We start from the raw sequence: 16,230 nt of genomic DNA, 5'->3' as shown, positions 1-16,230 counted from the left end.
CTCGCCCTTCCCTTCTTCATCCTCCGGCGGAGCAATTCCCATGACCCTCTTCGACGATCACCCTGCCACCGGGAGCGCCCAGGCATGACCTCGGCCGATCACGCACTCGACGTGTCCGGCGTGCTGAACGCGCCGGAGTTCCGCGGCACCACGGCGGCCCCGACGCCGCGCGCGCCGCGTCCGCCCGCACCGGTGGCCACCGATGCCGCAACCGTGCTCGCGCGCCGCCACGCGTTGCCGCCGGGCGTCTGGCGCACCGGCGTGCTGGCCGCCGCGGCCTGGCTGGCGCTGGGCCTGCTCACGCTGCTGTGGCCCAACAAGCCGATCGGCTTCAGCGACTGGAACTTCACCGAGGAATTCGGCTACGCCACGCTCGTGATCGCCGCGGTCTTCCTCGTCATTGCATTGCTTGGCCCGCGCGCCGGCCGCGTCGCGCGCACGCTGCGTCCCGCCGGCCAGTGGCTGGTGGCCTCGGCGCTGGTGCTCGCGCTGTGGGAGATCGCCACCGCCAAGCTCGCCGTGCTGCCCTCCCCCTTCTTCGCGCCGCCGCAGAGCCTGATCGACGTGCTGCACGAGGACTGGCAGCGCCTGGGCCTGTCCACCGCCTACTCGCTGCGCCTGCTGGCCAACGGCTTCGTGATCGGCGCGCTGGTCGGCTTCGTCACCGGCGTGGCGGTCGGCTGGTCGCGCATCGCGGGCTACTGGGTGCATCCGCTGCTGCGCTTCCTCGGCCCGGTGCCCGCGTCGGCGCTGCTGCCGCTGGCCTTCTTCTTCGCGCCCTCGAGCTACGTGGCCGCGGTGTTCCTGGTCGGCCTCGCCACCTTCTTCCCGGTCGCGGTGCTGACCTGGTCGGGCGTGGCCTCGGTCGGCAAGAGCTATTACGACGTGGCGCGCACGCTGGGCGCCTCCGAGCGCTTCCTGGTGCTGCGCGTGGCCATCCCGGCCGCGCTGCCGCAGGTCTTCGTGGGCCTGTTCATGGGCCTGGGCGCCTCGTTCTCGGTGCTGATCACGGCCGAGATGATGGGCGTGAAGGCCGGCCTCGGCTGGTACCTGCAGTGGGCCCAGGGCTGGGCCTCGTACGCCAACATGTATGCGGCGCTGTTGGTGATGGCCGCGCTGTGCTCGGGCCTGATCACCTTGCTGTTCAAGGTGCGCGACCGCGTGTTGTCGTGGCAGAAGGGAACCGTCAAATGGTAGAAGCCGTCCTCTCCCCCGCCGCCGAGGCAGGCACCGCCGCCCGCACCGGCGCGCTGATCGACATCCACGGCGTGAGCCATTGGTTCGAGGTGCCCACGGGCGTGCTGCAGGTGCTCGACAACATCGACCTGCGGGTGCGCCCCGGCGAGTTCGTCGCGCTGCTCGGCCCGAGCGGCTGCGGCAAGTCGACGCTGCTGCGCCTGGTGGCCGGCCTCGAACCCGCGACCACCGGACGCATCACGCAGAACGGCGAGACCATCGAGAAGCCCGATCCCTCGCGCATCGTGGTGTTCCAGGACCCCACCTTGTTCCCGTGGCGCAGCGTCTGGGACAACGTGGCGCTGGGCCTGCAGGCGCGCGGCGTGCTCGACGCGCAGCGCGGCCGGGTCGACGAGGCGCTGCAGCGCGTGGGCCTCACCGAGTTCGCGAAGGCCTATCCGCATCAACTGTCGGGCGGCATGGCGCAGCGCGTGGCGCTGGCGCGCGCGCTGGTCAACGACCCGCAGTTGCTGGTGCTCGACGAACCGCTGGGCAAGCTCGATTCGCTCACGCGCATCGCCATGCAGAGCGAGCTCGTGAACCTCTGGCAGCGCGACGGCTTCTCGGCGCTGCTGGTCACGCACGACGTCGAAGAGGCGCTGTTCCTGGCCAACCGCGTGATCGTGCTGAGCGACCGGCCGGCACGCATCGCGGCCGAGCTGGTGGTGGACCTGCCCTACCCGCGCCATCGCGGCGATCCGCGCCTGGCCGAGTTGCGGCACGAGGCGCTGCGCCACCTGGGCCTGGACGCGACCTGGTGAGACCGGCCTTCGAGGCGCGGGCGCGATGAACGCGCTGCCCGATGCGGCCTGGCTCAATGTCCTGATCGAGGGGCTGCAGACCCTGCAGTTGCAGCTGCTGCGGCTGCTCGATGCGCTGGGCCTGGTCGCCCATGCGCACGGACAGCCCGCCTGGCCCTGGGCCGAGCGGCTGTCGGGCGAGAACCTGCTGATCGATCTGGGCCAGGCGCGCCGGCTCGGCATCAGTGTCGTGCTGCTGGGACTGTCGCTGCTCGTGCTGGTCGTGGCCCTGCTTTGGCGCCGGCGCCGGATCTGGCGGCTGGGCGCCGCGGTGTTGCCCGTGGTGCTGGCACCCTGGCCCGATGCCAATGTGGTCCTCGTGCCCGCGCATCCCACGAGCTTTCAGCAGCATGCGGCGGGCTTCAGCGCCGAGGCCATCGCGCGCGGCCGCACGCTCTATGCGCAGAACTGCGTGGCCTGCCACGGCAGCGACGGACGCGGCCAGGGCCCGCTGGCGGCGGCACAGCCCGTGTGGCCGCCCAATCTCACCGGTCCGCTGCTCTGGCGCCGCGCCGACGGCGACCTGCTGTGGCGCGTGCTGCACGGCACGCGCGATCGCCATGGCGCAGCGACCATGCCGGGCTTTCAAGGCCGCTTGAGCGAAAGCGACGCCTGGGCCCTGATCGACTACATGAAGGCCCAGGCCGCCGGCGAAAGCCTGCGCGTGGCGGGCGTGTGGGCCCAGCCCGTGAGCCCGCCCGACATGGCGGTGCGTTGCGACGGCAAGCCGGTGCGCATGCTCAGCAGCTGGCGCGGCCAGCGCATGCGGATCGTGGCCGGTGGCGATAACGCAAGTGCGTTGCTCGAGGACCCGCGCCTGGTGACGGTGCTGCTCGAGCGCGAGCCCGCGGCTGCTTCGAAACAGGACGACCGGAGCATCGCCTGCGTGGCCGATTCGCCCGCGGCGTGGGAGGCCTTCTCGCTGATCGCGGCCACCGAGAAGCTCGAAGGCACGCAGTTGCTGGTCGATCGCGCGGGCTGGCTGCGCGCGCGCGGCGAGCCCGGCAAGAGCGCATGGAGCGACGACGATCTGCTGTGCCGCGCGGAGACTGCTTCAGGCACGGCAACCACGCCGGTGGCCGCGGCCGACGGGCTCGGCGCGCTGATCACGCGCATGGATGCGCAGCCGGTGCGTTTCGTGAAGGGCGGCTTCGTGCATTGACGGCGCGGCGCCGTCGTTCACCACGAATGCATCAGCACCGCGGGCCGCAGCGTGGCCATGGCCTGCAGGCGGCGCAGCGCACGGCGCGGCACATGGCCGTAGGCCGCGCGGCGCGCGATCGCATGGGCCGACGCGGGCGGCACCCGCCACGCGGTGGCGGTGCGCGAGATGACGAGCTGGGCCTGGTCGGCCACGGAATGGTAGGTGCGCAAGGGCATGGGGGACTCGATGGGTAACGCATCGATTCTGCGCAAGGCATGCGGCAACTCAAAGACGGATTGCGAGTTACCTGATGCATTCCGTGATCGCCCTGCCGCGCGGTGCGCGGCGTACGATGGACCGGCATCCTTTCTTCCCTCCGCATCGCTGCACATCAGGAGATACCGACCATGTCGAACCACGTCTACAAGAGCCTCGAACTCACCGGCTCGTCCACCACCAGCATCGAGGACGCGATCCAGGGCGCGATCGCCAAGGCGCACGAGACGGTGCGCAACATCCAGTGGTTCACCGTCGTCGAGACGCGCGGCCATGTGGCCGAGGGCCGCGTGGCCCACTGGCAGGTCACGCTGAAGATCGGCTTCACGCTCGAGTGAGCGTGAGCGCCGGCTCGTTCAGGCGAAGTCGGTCGACGGTTTTTCCCAGAGGTTCACGCCGCCCTCGACCGCATGGCGGTCGATCTCTGCGAGCTCCTCCGCGCTTAGCGGCGCACCCTTGAGCGCGGCCACGTTGTCGACGATCTGCTCGGGCCGGCTCGCGCCGATCAGCGCGGAACTCACGCGCGGATCGCGCAGGGTCCAGGTCAGCGCGAGCTGGGCCAGCGACTGGCCGCGGCGCTGCGCGATCGCGTTCAGCGCGCGCGCACGCTCGATGTTGGCATCCGACAGATGCTCGGGCTTCAGCGAGCCGCCGCCCGGGCGGTTGATGCGTGCATCGGCCGGCACGCCCTGCAGGTACTTGTCGGTCAGCAGGCCCTGCGCCAGCGGCGTGAATGCGATCACGCCGGCACCGAGTTCCTCGGTGGCGCCGAGCAGGTCCTTCTCGATCCAGCGGTTGAACAGGTTGTAGGCCGGCTGGTGGATCAGCAGCGGCACCTTCCATTCGCGCAGCAGCGCGGCCATCTCGCGCGTCTTGCCGGCCGAGTACGACGAGATGCCGATGTACAGCGCCTTGCCCTGCTGCACGGCCTGGGCCAGCGCCGAGGCGGTTTCCTCCAGCGGCGTGTGCGGGTCGAAGCGGTGCGAATAGAAGATGTCGACGTAGTCGAGGCCCATGCGCTGCAGGCTCTGGTCGAGGCTGGCCAGCACGTATTTGCGCGAGCCGCCGCCCTGCCCGTAGGGGCCGGGCCACATGTCCCAGCCGGCCTTGCTCGAGATGATCAGCTCGTCGCGGTAGGGCTTGAAGTCCTCGCGCAGCAGGCGGCCGAAATTGGTTTCGGCGCTGCCGTAGGGCGGGCCGTAGTTGTTGGCCAGGTCGAAGTGGTTGATGCCGAGGTCGAAGGCGGTGCGCAGCAGCTGGCGCTGGGTGGCGATCGGCGTGGTGTCGCCGAAGTTGTGCCACAGGCCGAGCGAGATGGCGGGCAGCACGAGGCCGCTGCGGCCCACCTTGCGGTAGGGCATGGATTCGTAGCGCGTGGAGGCGGCGAGGTAGGTCATGGGCGATGGAAGAACGCGAAGAGAAAGAGAAAGGCGCCATACCGGCGCCGGTACTTCGCGTTCGAGGATAGCGGCAATCGCGTCGGCGCGCAGGCCGCCGGCCCGCTGCGTTACGACGCCACGGCCGTGTCGCGTCCGAAGGCCAGCGCCGCGAGTTCCTCGTCCGATGCGGGCAGCACCGGCGGCACCAGCGCGTCCTGCAGGAACAGCCGCAATGCGGTCCATCCCGAGCCTTCGGCCTTGCGCGCCTGGCGCCATGCGGCCGCTTCGAGCAACAGCACCGATTGGTAGGTGCGCGCCATGCCCCAGGCCAGGCGCCGGCCATCGCTCTCCTGCGCGCGCGGCATCAGCTCCGCGAGCGTGCGCCGCGCATGCACGATGGCATCGGGCGCGCGCGTGCCATGGCCCGCGAGCGTCGAGAGCCGCCCGTCGATGTCGGCGAGAAAGGCCTCGCCCGCTTCCGGCGCGCGCAGCGCCCGCAGCACGTCGTGCGCGAGCACCGAGGTCGTGCCCTCCCAGATGCAATGCACGTGCAGGTTGCGCAGCACGCGCGGGATGCCCGTGTCCTCCACATAGCCCGCGCCGCCGAAGCTCTCGACCAGCTCGCTCGCGGCCCAGATGCTCTGGCGCGCGCAGGCCAGCTTGGTCAGCGGCGCCAGCAGCCGCGCGAGCCCGGGCGCGCCGGTGCCGCGCTCGTGGCGATTGAGCGCGAGCGCGGTTTCGAAGTTGAGCGCGAGCATCGCCTCGTACTCGGCCGTGATGCGCGCGATCCACTGCGCATGCAGCGGCTTCTCGGCGAGCAGCTGGCCGAATACGCGACGGCGGGTCGCGTAGTCTCGCGCCAGCATCAGCAGATGGCCCACGCCCGCCGGGCCGCCCCACGAGGCCCACAGCCGCGCGACGTTGAGCAGGTCGCCGATCTTCGCCACGCCGCGATCGATGCCGCCGACCGGCACCGCGACCGTGCCTTCGAGCTCGAGCTCCGCGGTCGGCAGGGCGCGCGTGCCGAGCTTGTCCTTCAGGCGCCGCACGGCGATGTGGTTCCAGCTGCCGTCGGGGCGGCGCAGCTCGACCAGGAACAGCGACAGCCCGCGGCTGCCCGGCACCGCGTCGTCGGGCCGCGCGAGCGCTAGCGCCATCTGCGAGGTGGTGGCCGAGGTGAACCACTTGGTGCCGTGCAGCGACCAGGTGCCGTCGCCGCGCGGACGCGCGACGGTCGAGGTCTGGCCCACGTCGGAGCCGCCCTCCTTCTCGGTCATCCACTGGCCCGAGGTCCAGCCGCCCTGCCGCGCCGTGAGCTTCGGCTTGTAGCGCGCGGCCAGTGCCTCGTCGTGCAGCGTGAGCAGGCGCGCGGCGCCATCGGTCATCACCAGCGGACACGAGGCCACCGCGCCCGCGCCGTCGTACAGGTTCACGAGGCCGGCCTGCACCACGCGCGTGAACTCGCCATAGGGGTTCTCGTAGGGCAGCGCGACCAGGCCCTCCTCGAGGCCGATGTCGACCAGGCGGTGCCAGGCCGGATCGACCTCGATGCGGTCGACGCGCCTGCCCCAGGCATCGAAGGGCTCGTGGCGCGGCACGTTGTGCTCGGCCGTCGCGGCCAGCGCGGGAATCTCCCGCATCGCGCGCTCGCCCATGCGCTGGAACAGCGGGCTCGCGTCGGCGAAGACCTCGGCGGGCAGCAGGCGTTCGAGCGTGTGGTGCAAGGTGCGGTCGCTCGCGAAGCGGTTCGACAGCTCGGGATGGGGCTGGATGAAGTCGGTCATGGTGTCTCCTTTGCCGAAGGCGGAACCGGCGCATTCGCGCCCTGCCCTTTCTTCGCGGGGGCGGTTCGCGCGGCGTGGTCGAGCACCGCGGCCAGGCACAGCGCGACGATGTCCTCGACCACGCGCTGCGCCGCGCGCTTGGACAGCACGCCGAGCGCGAGCGGGCCGATCATGGCTTCGGCCAGCGCGCCGACGATCGCCGCGGCGCTGGTGTGCGCGTTCTGCGCGCGAAACTCGCGGCTGTCGATGCCGTCCTCGATCACGGTCACGAAGATCGCGCGATAGGGCTCGCGAAAGCGCAGCCGGTCCTCGTCGATCTGCGGCGCCACCGGTTCGGCCAGCAGGGCCCACGCGAGCTTGGGCCGCTTGAGCGCGCGGTGCGCGAAGGTGCGGATGATCGCGGCCAATCGCTCGCCGGCACCGCTCTCCGAGGCGGCCGCGGCGGCGCAGGCGTCGATCTCGCGCTGCGAGGCCTGGCGGAAGACCTCGTCGAACAGGTCGGTCTTCGACGGGAAGTACTGATAGAGCAAGCCGGTCGAGACCTCGGCCGTGGCCGCGACCATCGGCATGGTGGTGCCGCCGTAGCCATGGGTGGCCACGAGTTCGAGCGCAGCCAGCACGATGCGCTCGCGCGTGAGCGTCATGCGCTCTTCGACTTTGGATGTGCGTCGGTAGGTCACGCGAAGAATTGAATCACAGTTCATTTCTTATTGCAATTGCACTCCGGCTCCCTATACTTCGACGCCTCGGCCGCATCGCAACGATCACGCCGCCGGCGGCCACGGCGTCCAGTTCAACCACCAAGGAAGCTTCTCCATGCGCAGGTTCGACGACTCCTCTTTCGGTCATGGCTGGTTCCAGGCTGCCTACAGCGAGGGCCTTCGCAAGGGCGACGTGCAGCCCCTCACGGCCATGGGCCGCGAGTTCGTGCTGTGGCGCGACATGCAGGGCCAGGCCCATGCGATGGATGCGCACTGTCCGCACCTCGGCACCCATCTCGGCCACGGCGGCCGCGTCTGCGGCACCTTGCTGCGCTGCCCGTTCCACGGCTGGCAGTTCGCAGGCGACGGCGCCTGCACCGACATTCCCTACAGCCCGAATCCGCGCCTCGAGATGCGGCACCTGAAGTCCTGGCCGCTGGTCGAGCGCAACGGGCTGGTGATGGTGTGGTGGCATCCGCGCGGCATCGCGCCCAGCTTCGAGGTGCCGGTGATGCCCGAGCATGGCGATGCGCAGTGGTCGCGCTACCGGCGCCAGCGCTGGGAGGTCGCGACGATCTGGCAGGAGGTGCAGGAGAACATCGTCGACACCACGCACTTCCACCACCTGCACGGCGTGGCCACGCTGGCGCGGCTCGACCGCTTCGAGCCCGCGGGGCCGGCGCTGCACGTGAACATCCTGCACGACTTCAACACGCCGCGCGGCCGGCTGCCAGGCTTCCTGCAGACCTCGCTGTACGGCCCCTACTTCGCGACCGTGCGCTTTCGCATCGCCGACCTGGCCGAGATCCTGTTCGTCGATTCGGTGGTGCCGATCGAGGCCGGCCGCGTCGCCGTGAGCTTCAGCCTGATGGCCCGGCTGCAGGGCATCGCCTCGCCCGACATGAGCCTCGCGCTGATCGACGAGGCGATCCACCAGGTGAGCCAGGACGTGCCGATCTGGGAGCACAAGATGCGCTGGAAGCGCCCCAGCCTCGCCGAGGGAGACGGACCAATCATGCGCTTCCGCCATTGGGCCGAGCAGTTCGAGACCGAGGACGAAGTCCCGGCCCCCGCGCCCCTGCGCCGCATCGAGATCGCCGCCCATGCATGAACTCGCCGCCACCGATGCCGTCTTCGTGCGCGAGGACGCGAACACCTGGCGCGCCAGCGAGCTCGCGCGCGGTCCCTGGGATCCGCGCGCGCAGCATGGCGGCGCGCCCTGCGGCCTGCTCGCGCACATCGCCGAATCGGCCGTCGAGGGCGAAGGCTGGCAGCTCGCGCGGCTCACGGTCGAGCTGATCCGGCCGGTGCCGGTCGACCTGCTGTTGTCCGCCGTCATGACCGAGGCGGGCCGCACCACCGCGCGCGTCGAGATCTCGCTGCTGGCCCAGGGCAAGCCGGTGGCGAAGGCGCATGCGCTGCTGGTGCGCACGCAGCCCGTGGTGCCGCCCGAAGAAGCGTTGCAAAGGCCGCTGGCCCCTGCCCTGTCGATGCCGGCACCCTCGGACTGCACGGCAGCGCTGCGCATCCCGGGCCTGCCCGACGTGCGCTCGTTCTATTACACGGCGACCGAAAGCCGCGTGGCGGCCGGCGATGCCGCGGCGCCCGGTCCGGCCGCGGCATGGTTTCGATTGCGCGTGCCTCTGGTGGCCGGCGCGGCCAATTCGCCCGCGATGCGCGCGGCCGCCGCGGCCGACTTCGGCAATGGCCTGAGCTGGGTACTGCCGGTCGAGCGTTTCAACTTCGCCAACGCCGACCTCTCGCTGCAGCTCGCGCGGCAGCCGGCCGGCGACTGGATCGGCCTCGATGCCGTGACCACGGTCGCGCCCGACGGCAGCGGCTGCACCTTCAGCCAGCTGCACGACGAGCGCGGCCGCTTCGGCTTCGCGACGCAGACGCTGCTCGTCTTCGCGCGCTAGCGTTTCAGCTCAAGCGCTCGTCAGCCCGCGCGACACCGGCAGCTTGCGCACGCGCTTGCCGGTCACCGCGAAGATCGCGTTGGTGATCGCGGGCGCGATGCCCGAGGTGCCGGGCTCGCCCATGCCGCCGGGCGCTTCGCCGCTGGCCACGATGTGGGTCTCGATCGCCGGCGTCTCGTTGATGCGCAGCGGCCGCACGTCGTGGAAGTTCGACTGCTCGATGCGTCCGTCCTTCACCGTCGCCTCGCCCCACAGCGCGCCCGAGATGCCGAAGATCACGCCGCTCTGCACCTGGGCCTGCACCGTGTCGGGGTTGACTACCACGCCGGTGTCGAGCGCGCACACCACGCGCCTGACCACCGGCTCGCCGCCATCCTTCGGCACCTCGACCTCGGCCACCAGCGCCATGAAGGTGCCGAAGGCGAACTGCAGCGACACGCCGCGCCCGTGCTGCGGCGCCAGCGGCGTGCCCCAGCCGGCCTTCTGCGCCGCGAGTTCGAGCACGGCCTTGGCGCGCGGGTTGGCGCCCAGCAGCGCGCGCCGGTAGTCCACCGGATCGGCCTTGGCCGCATGCGCGAGCTCGTCGATGAAGCTCTCGACCACGAACACGTTGTGCGTCGGTCCCACGCCGCGCCAGAACGCGGTGGGCACTGGCGGCTCGTGGTTCACGTATTCGATGCGGATGTTCGGCAGCGCATAGGGCGGCTTCTCGGCGCCGTCGATGGTCTCGGGATCGAAGCCGTTGTTGTAGGCCGGCGGCAGCCAGCGCTTGAGGATCGACGAGCCCGTGATGCGATGTCGCCAGGCCACCGGCCGGCCCTGCGCATCGAGGCCCGCGCTCACGCGGTCGTAGAAGTACGGCCGGTACATGTCGTGCTGCGTGTCCTCCTCGCGCGTCCACACCACCTTGACCGGGCCGTCGACCTGCTTCGCGATCTGCACCGCGCGCGTGATGCTGTCGACCTCGAGCCGGCGGCCGAAACCGCCGCCCAGCAGGTGGTTGTGCACCGTGACCTTCTCGACCGGCAGGCCCGATGCGGCCGCCGCCGCGGCACGTGCGCGCGTGATCACCTGGGTGCCGACCCACACCTCGCAACCATCGGGCCGCACATGCACCGTGCAGTTCAGCGGCTCCATCGCCGCATGGACCAGGAACGGCACCTCGTACACGGCCTCGAGGCGCTGCGCCGCGCCGGTCATCGCCGCCGCGTTGTCGCCTTCGTTGCGCGCCACCGCGCCGGTCTGCAGCGAAGCCTGCTTCATCGACTCGACGATCGTCGCCGAATCGATGCCCGCATTGGCGCCGCCGTCCCATTCGATCGCGAGCGCCGCCAGGCCCTTCTTCGCCGCGCCCATGTGGTCGGCCACCACCGCCACGCAGTCGTCGAGCCGCACGATCTGGCGCACGCCGCGCACCGTCTTCGCCTTGCTGTCGTCCACGCTGCGCAGGCGGCCGCCGAACACCGGCGACTGCGCGAGCGTGGCGACCTTCATGCCCGGCACCTTGGCATCGATGCCGTAGAGCGCGCTGCCGTCGACCTTGGCCGGCGAGTCGAGCCGCTTCGCGGGCGTGCCGATCAGCCGGAAATCGGCCGGCGCCTTGAGCGCGACCTTCTCGGGAAGCGGCAGCTTCGCGGCGTCGGCGACCAGCGCGCCGTACTTCAGGCGCCGGCCGCTGGCCGTATGCACGACCTCGCCGCGGGCCGCCTTGCAGCTGTCGGGCGCGACCTTCCAGCGCTGGGCCGCGGCCTGCACGAGCACCGTGCGCGCGGTGGCACCGGCACGCCGCAGCGGCTCGTAGGCGGCGCGGATGGTGGTCGAGCCGCCGGTCACCTGGAAGCCCAGCAGGGGATTGCCATAGAGCTTGTCGTCGGGCGGCGCATGCTCGACGCGCACCGCGGCCAGGTCGACCTCGAGCTCCTCGGCGATCAGCATCGGCACGCTGGTGTAGGTGCCCTGCCCCATCTCGATGTAGCCCATGGTCACGGTCACGCGGCCATCGGGCGCGATCTTCACGAAGGCATTGGGTGTCCAGGGCGGGGTTCCCGTGGAGGCTCCTGCGGCCTCTGCCGCATCGGGCACGGCGCCCAGGCCCACGCCGATCAGCAGGCCGCCGCCGAGCGCGGCGCCGATGCTCAGGAAGCCGCGGCGCGACAGCGCGGGCGAGTCCGCCGGCGCGTGTTCCGTCAGTCGATCGATCAGCATCTCAGGCCACCGCCTTTCCGGAGAGCGCGCGTGCCGCCTCCTTGATGCCCGTGCGGATGCGCACATAGGTGCCGCATCGACAGACGTTGCCGCTCATCGCGGCATCGATCTCCTCGTCGCTCGGTGCCGTGTTCTTGCTCAGCAGCGCGGTGGCCGACATCAGCTGGCCCGATTGGCAGTAGCCGCACTGGACCACGTCGAGGTCGAGCCAGGCCTTCTGCAGCGCGCGGCCCACGCGCGTGGCGGCGAGCGACTCGATGGTGCTCACGTTCGCCTTGCCCACCGATTCCACGGTCGTGAGGCAGGCCCGCGTGGGCGCGCCGTCGACATGGATGGTGCAGGCGCCGCACAGGCCCATGCCGCAGCCGAACTTGGTACCGGTCATGCCAAGCACGTCGCGCAAGGCCCAGAGCACCGGCGTGTCGCCGTCGACGTCGAGCGGGCGTTCGATTCCATTGACTTTCATGTTGTTCGTGTCCTTGTCGTGGGGTGGTTCGCTGCCCCCGCGACGCACCCGGCGGTGCGGCACGCAGGCAGGCCGACCGGAGGATGTCACGCCGTGCGAATTCCTGCAGGACGCGCAAGCCTCCTTTCGGGACATCGTGCGTAGGCCATGTCCGGCCGCACGATGCGCGGCGCGGCCGTTCCCAGGCGCCGATCGGGCGTCGATCATCCACAGACCGCCAGCAAAGGATCACCATGTTCGACCACATCGGCTTCAGGGTGCGCGACCTGCGTGCTGCGCGCCGCTTCTACGACGCGGTCGCGGGCGCGCTCGGCCTGCAGACCCTCGACAACAGCGCCCATTCGTTCCTGCTCGTGCGCAGCACCGAGCAGACGGTGCCCTTCGTCTGGATCGGCACCGACCAGCCGGCCTTCTGGAACGGCGCACACCAGGTGTCGGCCAGCCCGATCCACCTCGCGCTCTCGGCGAAGACGCCGCAGGAGGTCGATGCCTTCCACCGCGCGGCGCTGCAGGCCGGCGGCATCGACAACGGTTTTCCCGGCCCGCGCGGGCCGGCCGAGATGCACTACTACGGCGCCTACGTGCTCGACCCCGACGGCAACAACGTCGAGGCCGGCTGCCGCGGCGCGGGCTGACGCGGCCGGCTCAGGCCGCGACCGCGCCGGCGTACATGTAGCGCCGCGACCAGGGCAATGTCTTCGCGGCGCGGCCGGCCTTGCGGCCCACGATCTGGTAGATCGCCACGTCGTCGTTCTCGAACGCATAGGCGCAGCCCGCGAGGTACACGCGCCAGATGCGGAACTTCTCCTCGTCGACCATCGCGCGCACCTGCTCGGTGTGCGCCTCGTAGGCGTCGCTCCACAGCCGCAGCGTGCGCGCGTAGTGGCGGCGCAGGTTCTCGATGTCGAAGGCCTCGAGGCCGCCCTGCTGCATGGCTTGCAGCGCCAGGCCGATGTGCGGCAGCTCGCCGTTCGGGAACACGTAGCGGTCGATGAAGTCGCCGCCGCCGTACGAGACGCCGCCGCCCTCGGGGTCGGACGAGGTGATGCCGTGGTTCATCACCACGCCGTCATCGGCCAGCAGCTCGCGCACGCGCTTGAAGTATTCGGGCAGGTTCTTGCGGCCCACGTGCTCGAACATGCCGACGCTGGTGATGCGGTCGAACTGCCCGCCCACGTCGCGGTAGTCCTGCAGCCGGATCTCGATGCGGTCGGCCAGGCCCGCGGCCTGCACGCGCTCGGTCGCGAGTTCGAACTGGTTCTGCGACAGGGTCACGCCCACGCAGCGCGCGCCGAACTTCCGTGCCGCGCGGATCACGAGCGCGCCCCAGCCGCAGCCGATGTCGAGCAGGGTCTGGCCCGGCTGCAGCTGGATCTTGGTGAGGATGTGGTCGATCTTCTTGAGCTGCGCGGTCTCGAGGTCCTCGTCGCCGTTCTCGAAGTAGGCGCACGAATAGACCATGTTCGGGTCGAGCCACAGTTGGTAGAAGGCGTTCGAGACGTCGTAGTGGTACTGGATCGACTTGCGGTCCGACGCCTTGGTGTGCGTGAAGTAGCGCGCCATGCTCTTGAGCGCGCTGGCACCGGCGCCGGTGCCGCTGTCGAGCGAGCTCTTCGCGAGCGCGTAGGCGATGTCGATGATGTCGCTGAGCTTGCCCTCGATGTCGATCTTGCTCTGCACGTAGGCCTCGCCGAGGTTGGCCAGCGTCGGCTCGAGCATCAGCGACAGCGCCGAGGGCGACTTCACGTGCAGGGTGACGGCGGGGCCGCTGAAGTCGCCGAAGTCGTACGACTTGCCGTCCCACAAGGTCAGCCGCGCGGGCAGATTGGCACGTGCGCGGACGGCCGCGCTCCACTGTTCGACCTTCTTTTCCCAAAGCATGCATTTCTCCGTGTTGGTGTTGCTTGCGATTCGGGAAAGCACGATAGCGAGATTCCTTCGGATGTGCAGGGACATGCCGCGCTCGACCTGATGGCGACACGACTTAGCGTTGGAATCTGACGGGAAGCCGTGGGTGCGGCGGCAACGTGCGGGAAAACTACAGTATTCAGAAATCTGACAATCTGTAATACAAATGCACTATTTACAAAGAATAATTGCGGGAATCGTAACGAAGCTGCGCACAGGCCTCAGAGCCTCGGCTAGGGAAAAAGCTCGGATGAACACCAACCTTGAATTCCAATGCCGATGGCTATTTCATCTTCCAACTGCGCCTGCGGGCTGGCTCATCTCGAACGCATCCCGCGCCGCACCTGGATGCGCTGGCTTCCGTGGTTGCGCTACTACCAGTGCACCTTGTGCGGCGGCCGGCGCATGGCGACCGAGAACGCGGTGAATGCGGCCGTGGCCGCCCGCGCGAGCCGCGAAGCCGTCGCGCGACGGTAATCGCCCGGCCCTGACCATCGCCTGAACAGGCGCGCCCGCGGGGCGCGAACCGCTCCACCCGGCCTTGCGCCGGGGATGGTCCGAATCTTTTCCCCCGACTGTTCCGGGGGCGCGCTCAGTCGTAGCGCACGGTCACGAGCGCAACGGCGGCCGCCTGCGCCGCCATCGACAACACCCCACCGTCCTGCCCGATCGACCGCTCGCTGCTTGGCGCGAGCGGCGTCGTGCGCCCCCGCGCGTCGATGAACGCGATGGCCAGCGGCTGCTCGCCGAGCGTATCGACCCGCACGCTGGCACTGGGCGGATCGATCTCCTGGCGCAGGAAGCGGATTTCCATGGTGCGGCCCGTCACGCGGTGAACGAGCGCGCCGGGCCTCGCGTCGACGCGCATCTCGTAAGGTGCGCCGACGATCGCACCGGTGAAGTGGATGGTCCCGTCGGCGGCCGTGGCCGCCAGCGGCAGAAGGCACAGGGCAAGCATTGCCCGAGGTGCCAGGTTTCGAAGCGTCGACCCGTGATGGTTCACGTTGACTCCCTTCTCGCTGCTCAGTTGGCTCCCTTATTTCTGAACAGAATGAAACCATTCTTTACAAGTGAATGCAAGCAATTGTTTCCGTCATTGCGAGGGGTTGCCAGTCGATCCGGGACGCTGTACGGGGCTGTCACCACGCTGTCGCGCCAGCGTGTTCCGCGCGGCGGCGGCGTCCGCGATCAGGAATGCGGGGCCGGCTCGGGCGGCGCGTCACTGGCCTCGATGAACAGCCGCTTGATCATCGGAAAGCGCGCGCGCACCTGACGCTCGATGGCGGCGATGGCCGCGGCGGCTTCGCCGGTGTCGGTGTCGTCCTTGAAATTGACGTCGACGATGGCGAGCACCTGGTCGGGTCCGATGTACATCGACAGCACCCGGCCCACCTCCTCCACGCTGGGCTGCGCCATCGCCAGTTCGCGGATCGCGCGCGCCGTCTCGGGCCGCACGCCCTCCCCGATCAGCAGGCCGCGCGACTGGGCGATCAGCAGCAGCGCCACGCCCGCGAGCAGCAGGCCGATCACCATCGAGGCCGCGCCGTCGAACACCGGCATGTCGAAGCGGTGCCCGAGGTAAATGCCCAGCGCCGCCACCGCGAGGCCGGCCAGCGCGGCCGAGTCCTCGGCCAGCACGGTGTAGGTGGTCGGGTCCTTGCTGCGGTCCAGCGCCTGCCAGAACGGCGTGCCGCCGGCCTGGGCGCGGAACTGCCGCAGCGCGATCAGGAAGCTCGTGCCTTCGAACACCGCCGCGGCCGCGAGCACCACGTAGTTCCAGGTCGGATCGCGCAGCGGCTCGGGATGGCGGATGTGCTCGATGCCTTCATAGAAGGACACGCCGCCGCCGAGCCCGAAGATCAGCACCGCGACGATGAGGCTCCAGAAGTAGAGCTCCTTGCCGTGGCCGAACGGATGCTCCACGCTCGCCGGGCGCTTGCTCAGCCGAAGGCCGACCAGCAGCAATACGCCGTTGAAGGTGTCGACCGACGAATGGATGCCCTCGGACAGCATCGCCGAACTGCCGGTGATGCCGGCCACGACGAACTTCGTGACCGCGATGGCGATGTTGGCGCCGATCGCGCCGTAGATGGCGATGCGGGATTCGGCCATGGGCGGGGCGTGGCCGTACGCCGGGCGGATCAGGGCAGGCCGAGATAGATGCGCAGGTCGTCCCGCTGGGTGCCGGCCGAGGCGACGGCGGTGCGAAGCCGTTCTTCCGACACGCCGAACCATTCGGTCCAGTAGTCGACTTCCTTGAGATCGGTCACGTCGATCCGGTCATCGTCCCTGGGGATGCGGATCTGAAGGTCTTCGGACATCGGGCGTTCTCCTGCGTTGAAGCCACGCAGTGTCGCGAGCGCGCGGCGCCACGAGGCCGGACGCGGACGACACCGCGTGCAGGACGGCATC

Annotated in this window: 18 protein-coding genes; 8 read left to right on the top strand and 10 right to left on the bottom strand. The window is 69.9% G+C overall.

Annotation, left to right across the window (positions count from 1 at the left end):
• The first annotated feature begins 84 nt into the window (after positions 1–84).
• The 3 genes from AC07PU_RS40185 to AC07PU_RS40175 are packed head-to-tail and all read left to right on the top strand — an operon-like array spanning position 85 to position 3,198.
• Positions 85–1,197 (top strand): ABC transporter permease, encoded by a 1,113-nt coding sequence (locus AC07PU_RS40185; protein ID WP_495323413.1) that lies wholly within the window; start codon positions 85–87, stop codon positions 1,195–1,197.
• The gene (locus AC07PU_RS40180) at positions 1,191–1,997 is read left to right on the top strand and encodes an ABC transporter ATP-binding protein (RefSeq protein ID WP_495323412.1); all 807 of its coding nucleotides are present in this window, start codon (positions 1,191–1,193) and stop codon (positions 1,995–1,997) included. The genes AC07PU_RS40185 and AC07PU_RS40180 overlap by 7 nt, the downstream gene beginning before the upstream one ends.
• 25 nt (positions 1,998–2,022) lie before the next feature.
• Positions 2,023–3,198, top strand: coding sequence for a c-type cytochrome (locus AC07PU_RS40175; RefSeq protein ID WP_495323411.1), 1,176 nt, complete (start codon positions 2,023–2,025; stop codon positions 3,196–3,198).
• Between the two features lie 17 nt (positions 3,199–3,215).
• Here AC07PU_RS40175 and AC07PU_RS40170 read toward each other — a convergent pair whose 3' ends face one another.
• Positions 3,216–3,416 (bottom strand): hypothetical protein, encoded by a 201-nt coding sequence (locus AC07PU_RS40170; protein WP_208511691.1) that lies wholly within the window; start codon positions 3,414–3,416, stop codon positions 3,216–3,218.
• Positions 3,417–3,587: 171 nt separating this feature from the next.
• On the opposite strand from AC07PU_RS40170, the gene AC07PU_RS40165 reads away from it, so the two are divergent.
• Positions 3,588–3,794: a dodecin gene (locus AC07PU_RS40165; RefSeq protein ID WP_093341942.1), complete on the top strand. Its 207-nt coding sequence runs from the start codon at positions 3,588–3,590 to the stop codon at positions 3,792–3,794.
• Between the two features lie 18 nt (positions 3,795–3,812).
• On the opposite strand, the gene mgrA is transcribed toward AC07PU_RS40165, so the two are convergent.
• From mgrA to AC07PU_RS40150, 3 genes are all read right to left on the bottom strand, one after another.
• The gene (gene mgrA, locus AC07PU_RS40160) at positions 3,813–4,853 is read right to left on the bottom strand and encodes an L-glyceraldehyde 3-phosphate reductase (RefSeq protein WP_208511690.1); all 1,041 of its coding nucleotides are present in this window, start codon (positions 4,851–4,853) and stop codon (positions 3,813–3,815) included.
• 110 nt (positions 4,854–4,963) lie between these two features.
• Entirely contained in the window at positions 4,964–6,619 is a 1,656-nt protein-coding gene (locus AC07PU_RS40155) for an acyl-CoA dehydrogenase family protein (protein ID WP_495323410.1), read from the bottom strand.
• Complete coding sequence (locus AC07PU_RS40150; RefSeq protein WP_495323409.1) at positions 6,616–7,263, bottom strand: TetR/AcrR family transcriptional regulator; 648 nt, start codon at positions 7,261–7,263, stop codon at positions 6,616–6,618. The genes AC07PU_RS40155 and AC07PU_RS40150 overlap by 4 nt, the downstream gene beginning before the upstream one ends.
• A gap of 172 nt (positions 7,264–7,435) precedes the next feature.
• On the opposite strand from AC07PU_RS40150, the gene AC07PU_RS40145 reads away from it, so the two are divergent.
• A complete protein-coding gene (locus tag AC07PU_RS40145; protein ID WP_495323408.1) occupies positions 7,436–8,431 on the top strand; it encodes a Rieske 2Fe-2S domain-containing protein in 996 nt (331 codons plus the stop codon).
• Entirely contained in the window at positions 8,424–9,239 is an 816-nt protein-coding gene (locus AC07PU_RS40140; protein WP_495323407.1) for a thioesterase family protein, read from the top strand. The genes AC07PU_RS40145 and AC07PU_RS40140 overlap by 8 nt, the downstream gene beginning before the upstream one ends.
• A gap of 9 nt (positions 9,240–9,248) precedes the next feature.
• Here the strand turns inward: AC07PU_RS40140 and AC07PU_RS40135 are convergent, their stop codons facing one another.
• Together AC07PU_RS40135 and AC07PU_RS40130 are read right to left on the bottom strand one after the other, a co-directional pair.
• Complete coding sequence (locus AC07PU_RS40135) at positions 9,249–11,438, bottom strand: xanthine dehydrogenase family protein molybdopterin-binding subunit (RefSeq protein ID WP_495323461.1); 2,190 nt, start codon at positions 11,436–11,438, stop codon at positions 9,249–9,251.
• A 7-nt stretch (positions 11,439–11,445) separates the two neighbouring features.
• Complete coding sequence (locus AC07PU_RS40130; protein WP_093342451.1) at positions 11,446–11,910, bottom strand: (2Fe-2S)-binding protein; 465 nt, start codon at positions 11,908–11,910, stop codon at positions 11,446–11,448.
• A gap of 233 nt (positions 11,911–12,143) precedes the next feature.
• Here AC07PU_RS40130 and AC07PU_RS40125 point away from each other — a divergent pair, with 233 nt between their 5' ends.
• On the top strand, positions 12,144–12,545 hold the full coding sequence (locus tag AC07PU_RS40125; RefSeq protein WP_495323406.1) for a VOC family protein: 402 nt from the start codon (positions 12,144–12,146) through the stop codon (positions 12,543–12,545).
• 10 nt (positions 12,546–12,555) lie between these two features.
• Here AC07PU_RS40125 and AC07PU_RS40120 read toward each other — a convergent pair whose 3' ends face one another.
• The gene (locus tag AC07PU_RS40120) at positions 12,556–13,791 is read right to left on the bottom strand and encodes a class I SAM-dependent methyltransferase (protein WP_495323405.1); all 1,236 of its coding nucleotides are present in this window, start codon (positions 13,789–13,791) and stop codon (positions 12,556–12,558) included.
• A 306-nt stretch (positions 13,792–14,097) separates the two neighbouring features.
• On the opposite strand from AC07PU_RS40120, the gene AC07PU_RS40115 reads away from it, so the two are divergent.
• Positions 14,098–14,295, top strand: a complete 198-nt coding sequence (locus AC07PU_RS40115) for a hypothetical protein (RefSeq protein WP_208511682.1) — start codon at positions 14,098–14,100, stop codon at positions 14,293–14,295.
• A 115-nt stretch (positions 14,296–14,410) separates the two neighbouring features.
• Here the strand turns inward: AC07PU_RS40115 and AC07PU_RS40110 are convergent, their stop codons facing one another.
• From AC07PU_RS40110 to AC07PU_RS40100, 3 genes are all read right to left on the bottom strand, one after another.
• Positions 14,411–14,821 (bottom strand): hypothetical protein, encoded by a 411-nt coding sequence (locus AC07PU_RS40110; protein ID WP_495323404.1) that lies wholly within the window; start codon positions 14,819–14,821, stop codon positions 14,411–14,413.
• Positions 14,822–15,006: 185 nt separating this feature from the next.
• Positions 15,007–15,930 (bottom strand): cation diffusion facilitator family transporter, encoded by a 924-nt coding sequence (locus AC07PU_RS40105; protein ID WP_495323403.1) that lies wholly within the window; start codon positions 15,928–15,930, stop codon positions 15,007–15,009.
• Positions 15,931–15,959: 29 nt separating this feature from the next.
• The gene (locus tag AC07PU_RS40100; RefSeq protein ID WP_093341927.1) at positions 15,960–16,139 is read right to left on the bottom strand and encodes a DUF3606 domain-containing protein; all 180 of its coding nucleotides are present in this window, start codon (positions 16,137–16,139) and stop codon (positions 15,960–15,962) included.
• Between the last annotated feature and the right edge of the window lie 91 nt (positions 16,140–16,230).

The sequence above is a fragment of the Variovorax sp. GW821-FHT10D07 genome (assembly GCF_059415325.1).
Note: the sequence above shows the minus strand (reverse complement) of the source record. Positions and strands in the feature narration are given on the sequence as shown.

Excerpts from the sequence above, each read along its gene's own strand:
- AC07PU_RS40185 (WP_495323413.1), top strand. The coding sequence starts at position 85 with ATGACCTCGGCCGATCACGCACTCGACGTGTCCGGCGTGCTGAACGCG.
- AC07PU_RS40180 (WP_495323412.1), top strand. The coding sequence starts at position 1,191 with ATGGTAGAAGCCGTCCTCTCCCCCGCCGCCGAGGCAGGCACCGCCGCC.
- AC07PU_RS40175 (WP_495323411.1), top strand. The coding sequence starts at position 2,023 with ATGAACGCGCTGCCCGATGCGGCCTGGCTCAATGTCCTGATCGAGGGG.
- AC07PU_RS40170 (WP_208511691.1), bottom strand. The coding sequence starts at position 3,416 with ATGCCCTTGCGCACCTACCATTCCGTGGCCGACCAGGCCCAGCTCGTC.
- AC07PU_RS40165 (WP_093341942.1), top strand. The coding sequence starts at position 3,588 with ATGTCGAACCACGTCTACAAGAGCCTCGAACTCACCGGCTCGTCCACC.
- mgrA (WP_208511690.1), bottom strand. The coding sequence starts at position 4,853 with ATGACCTACCTCGCCGCCTCCACGCGCTACGAATCCATGCCCTACCGC.
- AC07PU_RS40155 (WP_495323410.1), bottom strand. The coding sequence starts at position 6,619 with ATGACCGACTTCATCCAGCCCCATCCCGAGCTGTCGAACCGCTTCGCG.
- AC07PU_RS40150 (WP_495323409.1), bottom strand. The coding sequence starts at position 7,263 with ATGACGCTCACGCGCGAGCGCATCGTGCTGGCTGCGCTCGAACTCGTG.
- AC07PU_RS40145 (WP_495323408.1), top strand. The coding sequence starts at position 7,436 with ATGCGCAGGTTCGACGACTCCTCTTTCGGTCATGGCTGGTTCCAGGCT.
- AC07PU_RS40140 (WP_495323407.1), top strand. The coding sequence starts at position 8,424 with ATGCATGAACTCGCCGCCACCGATGCCGTCTTCGTGCGCGAGGACGCG.
- AC07PU_RS40130 (WP_093342451.1), bottom strand. The coding sequence starts at position 11,910 with ATGAAAGTCAATGGAATCGAACGCCCGCTCGACGTCGACGGCGACACG.
- AC07PU_RS40125 (WP_495323406.1), top strand. The coding sequence starts at position 12,144 with ATGTTCGACCACATCGGCTTCAGGGTGCGCGACCTGCGTGCTGCGCGC.
- AC07PU_RS40120 (WP_495323405.1), bottom strand. The coding sequence starts at position 13,791 with ATGCTTTGGGAAAAGAAGGTCGAACAGTGGAGCGCGGCCGTCCGCGCA.
- AC07PU_RS40115 (WP_208511682.1), top strand. The coding sequence starts at position 14,098 with ATGGCTATTTCATCTTCCAACTGCGCCTGCGGGCTGGCTCATCTCGAA.
- AC07PU_RS40105 (WP_495323403.1), bottom strand. The coding sequence starts at position 15,930 with ATGGCCGAATCCCGCATCGCCATCTACGGCGCGATCGGCGCCAACATC.
- AC07PU_RS40100 (WP_093341927.1), bottom strand. The coding sequence starts at position 16,139 with ATGTCCGAAGACCTTCAGATCCGCATCCCCAGGGACGATGACCGGATC.